This window comes from Aliirhizobium wenxiniae (genome assembly GCF_019511445.1).
GTDB lineage: Bacteria > Pseudomonadota > Alphaproteobacteria > Rhizobiales > Rhizobiaceae > Neorhizobium > Neorhizobium wenxiniae_A.
In genome coordinates this window covers 15329-27097 of record NZ_JAEUAN010000039.1, presented here as the reverse complement: position 1 = coordinate 27097, position 11769 = coordinate 15329, and the positions used below count along the sequence as shown (strand labels likewise).

Genomic DNA, 11769 nt, shown 5'->3' with positions numbered 1-11769 from the left:
GCGACTGCATGTCGACCGCGGAGACAACCGTGCTCCCAGCACAGGACGAATTTGCAGGACTGAAAGATGTCGAAAGAAAATCTAGAAAAGATGTCGCGCTCGCAACACGGCAACGAAGTACCTTGTTCAAAATCCGCTTGACCCTATGCAGGCGATTAGACAACGGATCTGAACGCGCGACACGTTGGTCGCTACGGATATACCTCTGTTTCCTAAGAAACACTCTCCGCATCGGGGATGGGATCAAGTTGATATCCCAAAGAGCGAGCACGGCGCTGCAGGTTTGCCAAGACTCGACCGCGATGGCGCTCGTCATATGCCGCCGCACCAGGATCGCGATAAGTCATGCCGAACCGAAGGGCATTGAAGAAGAGAACCGCGATCTTACGTGCCGTCGCCGTCACGGCTTTCTGCTTTCCGATGCGTCCTGCCAAACGTCGGTAAAATGCACCCAGTGCCGTGTCGCTTCGGCCAATCGTGGTGGCTGCCAACCGCAAGAGTGCGGCTGCCCGGCTCGATGATCGGCGCGTTCTCGATGAGAGAAGTCTTCCGCCAGATATTTTGTTGCCGGGAGCCAGGCAGAGCCATGATGTGAAGTGCTTGGCGGTGGGCCATGCTCGCAGATCCGTTCCGCATTCGCCGATGAGCTTGAGGGCGAGCGAGGAGCCGAGGCCGTGAATCTGTGTTAAGTCGGTGCCCGTAAGGCCGCATAGAGCGGCCCGGACATCAAAGGACAGTGCATTCGTCTGCTTGGTTTTTGTCCGGATTTTTGGCAGCGGCGCGAGCGGCACTTCGACTTCCACAGTCATCATGGCGATCGCCGTTTCCAGCTTGCGGTCGCATTCGAGCATCTTCAATTGATAGAAGTCGTAAAGTTCCAGTGATTGGGAAAGAGCAAACACGTGTTCATCACGATCGTTGCCGATCAGGGATGCTCGGATTGTTTCGACAGAAGAGTGGCAGCGAACATCACGCAATGATGCCAGGGCGTCGGGATCGCGCTCGCCGGAAACGATTGCCCGGATAATCTTCATACCGGTCACGCCGGTGATGTCGGAGACAACATGATGGAGCTGCAGGTTCATCTCCATCAGAGCCTTCTGCATGTGCTGGATATGAGCTGCGGCATACTCGACCAGCCGTTCTCGCTGGCGCAGATAAGCAAGCAAAGTGGCAACCTGTGCATTCGGGCGAAAGCTGCCGCGTAGCAGACCATAGGAATGCAACTGGCGCAGCCATGCCGCATCGTTGACTTCGGTCTTCCGACCTGGGACGTTCTTTGCGTAACGCGCATTCACCAGAATTACCTCAAAGCCATGCTCCTCCAGAATCTCGAAAGCCGGTATCCAGTAGACACCGGTCGACTCCATAGCCACGCTCGTGACGCCGCAGGATCGGAACCAGGCAGCGAGATCATGCAGGTCATGTGTAAAAGTACCGAAAGCGCGGATTGGCATGTCATCGCTGTCCGGATTGACCGCCGCCATATGCATTGTGGACCCGATGTCGATCGCGGCCGCGCTCGGGTTCGTTCGGGTGAGGTTCTGCGGGGCAGATGATCTTGTCTTGGGCATGGCTTCTCCTCCTTCTGTTCGGGAGGGGCTGGGCCGCGCAAGTTCGTCATTTTCCTAACCGGGATCGCCGCTGAAGCCGCGTCACCACTCTCAAGTTCGCAACAGCCCATGTGCCACGTTTTTTAACGGGGCCGAACGCCTCCAATAAGCAGCCGGCAACTCCCCTCCGGCAGCGATCGTAGCATGACCTGTTTCTACCGCGCACAGGCGGACCAAAGCCCGTGATCGTTTTTTAGGATGTCTCGCTCCTCGGTGACGCGAGCCAGTTCCTTCTTCAGCCGCCTGATCTCCTCAGCCTCGTCGGCGCCTTTGGCGTTCGACGTAGCAAACTTCTTCTTCCACTCATACAGGGAATGCTGGCTCACCCCGAGGCGCTGAGAAACCTCCGCAACCGGATAGCTCGTTCCGTGATCTGACGCACGGCGTCGCGCTTAAAATCTTCGCTGAAATTCGATTTGCTCATGATGCTCTTCCTGCCTCAAAATTAGGAAAGAAGGCATCTACAAATCTAGGGGTTTCTGTGGTTGCCGCCCGTAATGCTAGAAGTTTCTGACGCATTGAGTGTGATCGAGTGCGGTCTTCTGTTAGGCCTTTAAATGCGGCACTTCGGAAGCCGCTGGCCGATATGGTGATCAGCGGATCAGGTCCAAATCTATTCAGCGAGCTGAAGGCTCTATGCCCCTATCTGGTTTTCCTGATCCAGATCTGTTCGATCATTTTGCCCATATGGGTCGTCGACTTCTCACACCTCCGTCACCGACGCTAAACTGCCTTACGCCACACCTCTGTCACGCAGCGGCAGTCTGTGCCGGATTTTGATAATCCTTGCCTGTTGTCAGCATTGCCCAGATCGCTCTGGCCATTTTGTTTGCAAGCGCGATGGCCACAAGCATTCTGGGTTTCCGGGCCAACATTCCAGATAACCAAGACCTCTCCGGTATCGTCTTCCGCCCGAGCCAGTTCAGACGCGACATTGCTCCCATGATCAACAGCCGGCGTATATCGGCTTGTCCGGCCTTTGATATTCGTCCGAGCCGCTCCTTTCCGCCCGACGAATGCTGGCGCGGCACCAGACCCAGCCAGGCCGCAAAGTCTCGCCCACGCCGAAAGCTTTCCATGGGTGGAGCAAACGCTTCAATGGCCAGCGCGCTCATTGGTCCAACGCCCGGCATTGTTTGTAAACGGCGCGCTGTATCCGTAATCTTTGCCAGAGCGCTGATTTGTGTTGCCTTCGCTTCGATCCGTTGCGTCTTGTCGGCGATCTGCAGCAGAATATCGCGGCATTCGTCACGAACCAGTTCCGGCAGATCGCTGTTCTCAGCCTCGACCATCGCCTCGATCCGTGTAAGCTGCACAATGCCGGGAGGAATCGGATACCCAAACTCGTAGAGGACCGATCGCAGTGCGTTCACCAGCTAGGTACGCTGACTTACAAGTCGTTCTCTCCCGCGAAAAAGAAGCGCCTGTGCCTGCTGCTCCTCCAGTTTCGGCGTGACGAAGCGCATCTCAGGTCGCTGTGCGGCTGTGACAATCGCTTCGGCATCCGCGGCATCGTTCTTCTGACGCTTCACGAATGGACGAACGTACTGTGGTGCTATCAGCCGGACTTCATGGCCGAGTTTTATCATCTCGCGTGACCAGTAATGAGCACTTCCGCACGCCTCCATCACGACGATCGAAGCGTCTTGCCCGGCCATAAATCTACGAAAGTGCTCACGGGATAGCTTCCGCCGGAACTTCACCTCCCCGGAAAGCAAAGCTCCATGAACCTGGAAAACGTTCTTCGCCAGATCAATCCCAATCATCGTGTCGTATGTCATCCTGCCATCCTTCCACCCGTTGGATTTAACCCGACCATCCTCTGATAGAACATGCCGGGTGGGTAGAGCGGCAACCACGCCATCTATTCAGATAGGTTTATCACTCATGACACTCTACTCAAGGGTTGGATCGAAAGGGTTCCCGGCGTTGAGAGCCGAAATCCAAGGATTCCTGCGCAGATATGGGAACTTGCTCGTCTCCGTACTTTACAAGTGGAAGCCGATCCGAATTTTCAAAGCATCCAATCTTCGCTCTCAGCGTATGCTCCCGTGACGACGGAGATAGAATGCATTTCCCCGCAAAGTGAAGCGGAGTTTATTTTCTCCGTCGAAATTCGCCCGCGGCGATACTCTCAAGCTCTGTCATATCTTTCACAAATAGTTTCTGTCGGCCGCCCAGCACAAACCCCATCTGTTCCCAAGCGCTCAGAATGCGCGAAACCGTATGAAGGGTAGTGCCGGTCATTTCCGCAATGTCCTGGCGGGAAATCAGGAAATCGATGCGGATGCCATCCTTCTCTTGTTTCCCCGCCTTTTTGGCGAGGCGCAGGACAGTGTGAGCAACCCGCCGCTCCACTTCCTCGGTTGACATTTCGCGGATGCGAGCATGTGCTTCTTCCAGCCTCTCGCCAATAGTCTGCATGGCTGTCACGGCAAGGCGCGGATTGTGCTCCACAAAACTCGGCCAAAGCTCCGTCGGCCAGGCTAGTGTGACACTTTCAGCTACCGCTGTTGCCGTACCGGGGTAATCCATACGCTGAAGCGCCCTGGCAAAACCGAACAAATCACCTGGATGCACGACCCTGACAATGATCTGCTGGCCGTCTTCCGTCACTTGCGTCACTTTCAGCCGACCGTGCAGAAGAAGAAAGAAGCTGCCGGCGGTTCCGCCCTGCTGAAAAACGGCCTCCCCTTGGGCAAAGCGCCGAGCAGACGCATGTTGCAGCAACCGATCCAGTTCCTCGTCCGGCATAAGGTCGAAAAGCGAAATAGAGCGAATAAGCGAGCGGTCGATTTTCAAGGTGGCTTGTTCCTCGGTGCGAAGCCGGTCAGGTCGCGTTGATAGCGAAACGAAGCCCATTTCCCTCCCTGAGGAATCGGGCTGAGCAACGCTACATCGGCCGGCCCGAAATGGCAAAAAGCAGCGGCGCATACCACCGTCTGTCACGCACGAGACGAAAGCCAACATTATCGGGCGGTGCGCCGGCCGAACAACCGCCACCTTTGGGTTCACGAATAAACGAGCTCAACGGAGCGATATGTTTGCCGGCTGTAATATAGATACCGCAGCTTTCGGCGTCGGATATCGGCTTCAAGTACCTGTCCAACATGACCCTGCGCAGGCAAGTTGATGTCCATTCCCATATATTTCCTCCGAAATCGGCAAGGCCGTGGTCGTTCTCGCCAAAACTCCCATAGGGTTGAGGATGAGGAAGACGCGAGGCTTTGCGCGCGGTTTCGCGTTCATAGTCTGCCAGCCAACGCAGCGCAGGATTCTTGCTGTCGGGATCGATACCAAGTGCATCATCTGGATATTTCGAGCCTGCGGCAAACGCCAGCTCTTCAGTCGTCGGTAATCGCCAGATCTCTCCGGTTTTATCCGAAAGCCAGTGGGCATAGGTAGACGCATCGTCAAAGCTAACACCTGTCACGGGTAAATCCGCGCGTGACGATGTCGGCAAATCGCGGCGAGCACAGCTCCCTTCGAAAACACATTGATCGTAACTCTCGGCACTCACCTGATACTTCATGATTTCCAACGGCTGTCGGAGAGTTTTGATCATCGGCGCATCGACGGCCAAGCCGTTGCGGAAAAATTCTCCGCTTTCACGATATTCCAACCGCCCTCCAGGAATGCTGACGGTTGCGGGAACCGGGCCGCCATTCCCGCGCGTCGTAAGTAATCCGGACTGGACGGCAATTGCGCCCGTCAAGCCGACAACAAGCGCTAACGGAAGAACAATCGACGAAAACACATTACGAAGAAGAACGGCATCGGGAAACGTCACAGGCTCCTCCCCCTGACCGGCATGGAGATGTGGCCCGGCACTCAATCCGAGGCCGAGCCGACATCCTTAACCCGACGTCGGCGAGACCACGGCTGTCATAAGGTCATCATTCCAGTCGCCCGTCACTTTGAAATGGCCGGCCGCGCCAAGTTCGAATGCCTCGATCAGATTGTGGTTTACATATGCATAGATACCCGGCTGCTGAAATGTGTAGTAGGCCGCACCCGCAGCACCTCCGGGAATGAACCATGTTTCCTGATCAAGTTCCGGCGGATTGGCAAATTTTCCGGTAGCCCAGACATAGTCGCCATGCCCTCCGATGAGGTGTGGACGCGTATCTCTGTTCGCTTGCGAATGCAGGATCAGAACGCGGTCGCCAACCTTTGCCTGCAATGCGTTATCTCCCGTCAATGCGCCGACCGCCCCGTTGAAGACAACATGTGTCGGGGTCAGTGTCTTCATGGCTTCCAGAACATCCGGATAGGCTTCACCGGCACTGTCGTACTTCTTGAACCGGCCGGCTTCATCCTTCGGGACATAAAAGTCCTGCTCTCCGACATAATACACCTTGTCGTAAACAAGCTCGTGTCCCTGATGATCCTTGAGTCCATCACGCGGTAGAACCATGATCGCGCCATTCATGCCCGAAGTGACATGCCATGGCACCATGCCGGCGGGGGCACAGTGGTAGACGAAGACACCCGCCTTGGTGGCCTTGAAACGCAGCACCGCCGTCTCGCCGGGGTTGACCACCGTCAGTGCCCCACCGCCGAGCGCACCTGTCGCCGAATGAAAGTCAATATTGTGTTGCAGCTCGTTGGTGTCTGGGTTGACGAGGGTCAGTTCGACATAATCATCCTGATGGACGACCATCATCGGGCCGGGCACCGAACCGTTGAAGGTCATCGCGTGGACCTCGGTTCCTTTGTCGTCGATGATGATCTTCTTTTCCTGAATGGTCATCTTGAACTCGACAACCTTCGGGCCGCCCTCTGCCTTTTGCGTGTGAGCATGCACGAAAGGCGGCTTCATCAAATCCACCGTGACGCGCTCCAGCGCAGCTATGTTGGCTGTTGTCGCAGCGGCATTCGTCTTGATATCCCCACCTTCGGCATGTGCAACAGAGGTGACGATCGGCGCCAGTGCTCCCGCCACGGCGGCGCCGGCCAGCATGCTGCGGCGGGTCAACCGAAACTGTTCACTCATGAAAATCTCTCCCTTTTTCAAGAAGCGGACCAATCGCTGTTCCGCAGGTCGAGATTAGATCGACCTGAATGAGCTTTATTGCTCCAACACAAACAAGAACGAGAGTTGTCGCGTATAGGTAGTTTCAGCAAGGATACACACGTCCACTTGATCAATGCTCGATTTTGGGGAACACTCAAGCGGCGGGCGAAAGAGGCTACGCTCAGGGAGCGAAAGGCACGGCTGATCCGCAACCGGATGATTGGATGTTATTTCAGTCATTAGCAGCATTTTGCCTGATGCGTTCTGCCGCCGTTAACGCAACCCAAGATTGTCTATTTATTAATCCAAACGCATATTTCTTTGGCGAAATTTCTGGATTTGATTTTCATCAAGGCGACCGGCGTTATCTTCTGGTTAAATTTAAGTCATTTCGCGCATTTTTGCATATAAGCCCCAGCTAAAGATTGAAGGCGAACATGGCAGAGCCAATAACAAGTCTTGAGCACACGACGTTCCGCCAAAAGCGGCGCCGTGAACTGCTGACCTTTGCTGTCCTTGCTTTTGGTATTTGGCCGATCGTGGCCGTCGGTACGGTCGCGAGCTACGGTTTCGCAGTCTGGGCCTATCAGATTGTCTACGGTCCACCCGGCCCTCACGACATAACCCCGGCGCGGCCCAATTCGGCGGAGTGAGTGATATGGGGCAGGCGGCCAGCACCCGACGCGCATTCTTGACTGGTAGCGTATTACGCGAAAACGGCGGTCATTACCCGCCCGGAGTAACGAATGAGTCCTTGCGCAACTGTTCGGGCTGCGGCGACTGCGTTGACGCCTGTCCAACAAAGATAATCAGCCTGCGTGATCGTATTCCCACTATCGATTTTCAAGCCGGGGAATGCACGTTCTGTGGCAAATGTTCCGCGCGATGTCCCGAGCGGGTCTTCCCGCCTGAACCCGCCACATCATTTGCCCATCACGCCGTCATCGCAGACAGCTGTCTTGCGCTGAACTTCGTTGATTGCCAAGCGTGTCGCGATGCCTGCCCGACGACGGCGATCCGTTTCAAACCTCGGCTGGGCGGACCTTTCGTGCCCGTACTAGATACCGATCCCTGCACCGGATGCGGCGCCTGCATTTCGCTGTGCCCCGCCCAATCCATCACCATGTCGGCAAACATAGCGGAGGTGGCGCATGCGTGAGCCGCAGCATCACATATCGAGCGCGGTTGTCGTCGTAAGGCCTAAAGCGGTCGAGCGCATGTCTGCAGCGCTCACCGAGATCGAGGGCGTGGAGGTGCATGCCACCGGTGGCGGCAAGATCGTTATCGTCATCGAAGGCCCAAGCTCCGGCTTTCTTGGCGAAACACTGATTGGAATTTCGGCGATGGACGATGTCATCGCCGCACATATGGTTTTCGAACAGACAATTGCAGAAAAGGAGATGTCGGATGACGGCAGAACTCACGCGGCGTGATGTGCTGAAGGCGCAAGCTGCTGCCATCGCGGCATCGACGGCCGGCATCGCCATGCCGGCATCCGCCCAATCCGTCCCCGGCGGTGTGGCGGCGCTGGAAATCAAATGGTCCAAGGCGCCTTGTCGCTTCTGCGGCACCGGGTGTGGTGTCATGGTCGGCGTCAAGGAAAACCATGTCGTCGCCACCCATGGCGACATGGAGGCTGAGGTCAATCGCGGCCTCAACTGCGTTAAGGGCTACTTCCTGTCGAAGATCATGTACGGCAAGGACCGCCTGACGACGCCGCTTCTGCGCAAGCGCAACGGCGTGTTCGACAAGGAAGGTGAATTCGAGCCCGTCACCTGGGAAGAAGCCTTCGACATCATGGCCGAGAAGGCCAAGAAGACCCTGAAGGAAAAAGGCCCGACGGCGCTTGGCATGTTCGGCTCCGGACAATGGACGATTTTCGAGGGTTATGCGGCCACCAAACTGATGCGCGCCGGCTTCCGCTCCAACAACCTCGACCCCAACGCCCGCCACTGCATGGCGTCTGCCGCTTACGGCTTCATGCGTACGTTCGGCATGGACGAGCCGATGGGCTGTTATGACGATTTCGAGCATGCCGACGCCTTCGTGCTGTGGGGCTCGAACATGGCGGAGATGCACCCAATCCTGTGGACGCGCCTTGCCGACCGTCGTCTCGGCCATGAGCATGTGAAGGTCTCGGTTCTTTCGACCTTCACCCATCGCAGCATGGATTTGGCCGACATCCCGCTGGTCTTCAAACCGGGCACGGATCTGGCTATCCTTAATTACATCGCCAACCACATCATCCAGACCGGCCGCGTCAACCAGGAGTTCATCGACAAGAACACTAAGTTCATGCAGGCGACAACAGATATCGGTTACGGTCTGCGCGCGGAACATCCGCTGGAAGTAAAGGCAACAGGTGCGGCCAAAGCCGCCGACATGACACCGATCGATTTCGAAGCGTTCAAGAAGCACGTTTCAGAATACACGCTCGACAAGGTCGCCAAGCTCGCCGGCGTCGACAAGGCCTTCCTGGAGCAGTTGGCAGAGCTTTATGCCGACCCCAAGATCAAGGTGATGTCACTGTGGACCATGGGCTTCAACCAGCATGTCCGCGGCGTCTGGGCCAACCAGATGGTCTACAACATCCATCTGCTCACCGGTAAAATCTCCGAGCCGGGGAACAGCCCGTTCTCGTTGACGGGCCAGCCTTCGGCCTGTGGTACCGCCCGTGAAGTCGGCACATTTGCCCACCGCCTGCCGGCCGATATGACGGTGACCAACCCGGAACACCGCAAACATGCCGAGGAACTGTGGAAGATTCCGCATGGCATCATCCCGGAAAAGCCGGGTTATCATGCCGTCCAGCAGGATCGCATGCTGCATGACGGCAAGCTGAACTTCTACTGGGTTCAGGTGAACAACAACATGCAGGCCGCTGCCAACAACAGCAACGAGGCCTATCTCGGATATCGCAACCCGGAAAACTTCATCGTCGTTTCCGATGCCTATCCCACCGTCACCGCCATGACCGCCGACTTGATCCTTCCAGCCGCGATGTGGGTGGAAAAGGAAGGCGCTTACGGCAATGCCGAGCGCCGAACACATGTCTGGCATCAGCTGGTCAATGCGCCGGGCGAGGCTCGTTCCGACCTCTGGCAATTGGTTGAGTTCTCCAAGCGCTTCACCACAGAGGAAGTATGGCCGCAGGACATTCTCGACCAGAACCCGGACTACAAGGGCAAGACCCTATACCAGGTACTGTTCCAGAATGGTCAGGTCGACCAGTTCCCGGCAACCGAAATCTCGCCGGAGTATGAGAATCGCGAAGCCAAGGCTTTCGGCTTCTATCTCCAGAAAGGCCTGTTTGAGGAATATGCCAGCTTCGGCCGCGGTCACGGTCACGACTTGGGTCCATACGACCTCTATCATGACGTTCGCGGCCTGCGCTGGCCGGTGGTCGACGGCAAGGAGACCAAATGGCGTTACCGTGAGGGTTACGATCCCTACGTGAAAGCAGGCGAAGGCGTCAAATTTTACGGTCAGAAGGACGGTCGCGCCGTCATCCTCGCCGCCCCTTACGAGCCGCCGGCAGAATCTCCGGATGATGAGTTCGGCTTCTGGCTGGTCACGGGCCGTGTGTTAGAACACTGGCATTCGGGCTCCATGACCATGCGCGTCCCCGAGCTGTACAAGGCTTTTCCGGGTGCTCGCTGCTTCATGAATGGCGACGATGCGCGTCGGCTTGGCATCAATCAGGGCGGCCAGGTGAAAATCCAGTCGCGCCGCGGCGAAATTCTCAGTCGGGTCGATATTCGTGGACGTAACCGCATGCCGCATGGCGTGATCTTCGTGCCTTGGTTCGACGCCAGCCAGCTGATCAACAAGGTGACGCTCGACGCCACCGACCCCATTTCCAAACAGACGGATTTCAAAAAATGCGCAGTCAAGATCCTTCCCGTCGCCTGAGCCGGCGTCTCTGGACGCTTTTCGCGCTCGCTGTTTGTCTGGTAACGGGCACGGTGGCCGTTGCGCAGACAGTTCCGCAACTTTCGGGCCGTGCCAACCCGATGGAAAACACCGGTGCCGAACCGCTACCGAGATGGATTGTCGATGACATCCAGAAGATGCGCAACTATCCGGACCAGCCGCCGGTCATCCCGCATTCGATTGAGGGATACCAGCTTTCGGTCAACACCAACCGGTGCATGTCCTGTCATCGGCGTGAACTTACGGAAGGTTCCGGCGCGCCGATGATCAGCGTCACGCACTATATGAATCGCGAGGGACAGATGCTCGCCGATGTTTCGCCCCGCCGTTATTTCTGTACGGCATGCCATGTGCCGCAGGCGGACACGCGGCCGCTGGTCGATAACACGTTCAGGGATATGAGCGAACTCGGCTTCAAACCGGCGGGATCTGGACAATGATCGGCATGATCAAAGCAGTTATCCTGTGGGCCTGGCGTATTCTCGCTACGCCTGCGGGCACCCTGGGCCTGGGATTTCTCACACTTGGCGGTTTTGTCGGAGGGGTGATTTTCTGGGGTGCATTCAACACGGCGCTGGAAGTGACCAATACCGAAAAATTCTGCACCGGCTGTCACGAAATGAAGACCAACGTCTACGAGGAATTGACGCAAACGGTGCATTTCTCCAACCGTTCGGGTGTTCGGGCATCTTGTCCAGATTGCCACGTACCGCATCAATGGACCGACAAGATCGCCCGCAAGATGCAGGCTTCGAAAGAAGTCTGGGGCAAGATCTTCGGCACAATCAGCACACGCGAAAAATTTCTCGACAAGCGGCTTGAGCTTGCTCAGCATGAATGGGCGCGCCTAAAGGCCAATGATAGCCTGGAATGCCGGAACTGCCATTCGTCGATTGCAATGGATTTGACCAAGCAGACCAAACGCGCCGCCGACATTCACACACGTTATCTCCTCTCGGGTAAAGCGACCTGTATCGATTGCCACAAGGGCATCGCGCATGAACTTCCCAACATGGACGGTGTCGATCCGGGTTGGAAGGTTCCAGCTGAACTGATGGGGAAAGCCGCCACTCACGGACTTCAGGACACGGATCAACTGGCAGCCTATCTGGCCGCCCAAGAAAGCAATATCATCGACTGATCGCTTACAGCATTGCCAGCCCCGAAACAGGGCTGGCAATGCTGCTTAGCGGTGATATTACACGA

General features: G+C 56.5%; 11 protein-coding genes and 2 pseudogenes. 7 read left to right on the top strand and 6 right to left on the bottom strand.

The window, feature by feature from the left end; genetic code table 11:
• Positions 1-212 precede the first annotated feature (212 nt).
• The 6 genes and pseudogenes from JNB91_RS29535 to nirK all read right to left on the bottom strand — a co-directional run bounded on the left by JNB91_RS29535 (position 213) and on the right by nirK (position 6609).
• Positions 213-1574 carry an IS110 family RNA-guided transposase gene (locus tag JNB91_RS29535; protein ID WP_220329002.1) on the bottom strand — a complete coding sequence of 454 codons (1362 nt, stop codon included), beginning with the start codon at positions 1572-1574 and terminating at the stop codon, positions 213-215.
• Between the two features lie 230 nt (positions 1575-1804).
• Positions 1805-2037: pseudogene (locus JNB91_RS29530) on the bottom strand (transposase); the annotation flags it as partial.
• A gap of 325 nt (positions 2038-2362) precedes the next feature.
• Positions 2363-3394: pseudogene (locus JNB91_RS29525) on the bottom strand (IS110 family RNA-guided transposase).
• A 316-nt stretch (positions 3395-3710) separates the two neighbouring features.
• A complete protein-coding gene (locus JNB91_RS29520; protein WP_220329001.1) occupies positions 3711-4415 on the bottom strand; it encodes a Crp/Fnr family transcriptional regulator in 705 nt (234 codons plus the stop codon).
• A 91-nt stretch (positions 4416-4506) separates the two neighbouring features.
• Positions 4507-5403 carry a formylglycine-generating enzyme family protein gene (locus JNB91_RS29515; protein ID WP_220329000.1) on the bottom strand — a complete coding sequence of 299 codons (897 nt, stop codon included), beginning with the start codon at positions 5401-5403 and terminating at the stop codon, positions 4507-4509.
• A 66-nt stretch (positions 5404-5469) separates the two neighbouring features.
• Positions 5470-6609, bottom strand: coding sequence for a copper-containing nitrite reductase (gene nirK, locus JNB91_RS29510; protein WP_220328999.1), 1140 nt, complete (start codon positions 6607-6609; stop codon positions 5470-5472).
• Between the two features lie 164 nt (positions 6610-6773).
• On the opposite strand from nirK, the gene JNB91_RS29505 reads away from it, so the two are divergent.
• The 7 genes from JNB91_RS29505 to JNB91_RS29475 are packed head-to-tail and all read left to right on the top strand — an operon-like array spanning position 6774 to position 11704.
• Positions 6774-7052 (top strand): hypothetical protein, encoded by a 279-nt coding sequence (locus tag JNB91_RS29505; protein WP_220328998.1) that lies wholly within the window; start codon positions 6774-6776, stop codon positions 7050-7052.
• 15 nt (positions 7053-7067) lie between these two features.
• A complete protein-coding gene (gene napE, locus JNB91_RS29500) occupies positions 7068-7283 on the top strand; it encodes a periplasmic nitrate reductase, NapE protein (protein ID WP_220328997.1) in 216 nt (71 codons plus the stop codon).
• Positions 7284-7288: 5 nt separating this feature from the next.
• Positions 7289-7789: a ferredoxin-type protein NapF gene (gene napF / locus JNB91_RS29495; RefSeq protein WP_220328996.1), complete on the top strand. Its 501-nt coding sequence runs from the start codon at positions 7289-7291 to the stop codon at positions 7787-7789.
• Positions 7782-8063: a chaperone NapD gene (locus JNB91_RS29490; protein WP_220328995.1), complete on the top strand. Its 282-nt coding sequence runs from the start codon at positions 7782-7784 to the stop codon at positions 8061-8063. Before napF ends, JNB91_RS29490 begins: the two co-directional genes overlap by 8 nt.
• The gene (gene napA, locus JNB91_RS29485; RefSeq protein ID WP_220328994.1) at positions 8038-10542 is read left to right on the top strand and encodes a periplasmic nitrate reductase subunit alpha; all 2505 of its coding nucleotides are present in this window, start codon (positions 8038-8040) and stop codon (positions 10540-10542) included. Before JNB91_RS29490 ends, napA begins: the two co-directional genes overlap by 26 nt.
• Positions 10512-11003 (top strand): nitrate reductase cytochrome c-type subunit, encoded by a 492-nt coding sequence (locus tag JNB91_RS29480; RefSeq protein WP_220328993.1) that lies wholly within the window; start codon positions 10512-10514, stop codon positions 11001-11003. Before napA ends, JNB91_RS29480 begins: the two co-directional genes overlap by 31 nt.
• Complete coding sequence (locus JNB91_RS29475) at positions 11003-11704, top strand: NapC/NirT family cytochrome c (RefSeq protein ID WP_346269428.1); 702 nt, start codon at positions 11003-11005, stop codon at positions 11702-11704. Before JNB91_RS29480 ends, JNB91_RS29475 begins: the two co-directional genes overlap by 1 nt.
• Positions 11705-11769 lie beyond the last annotated feature (65 nt).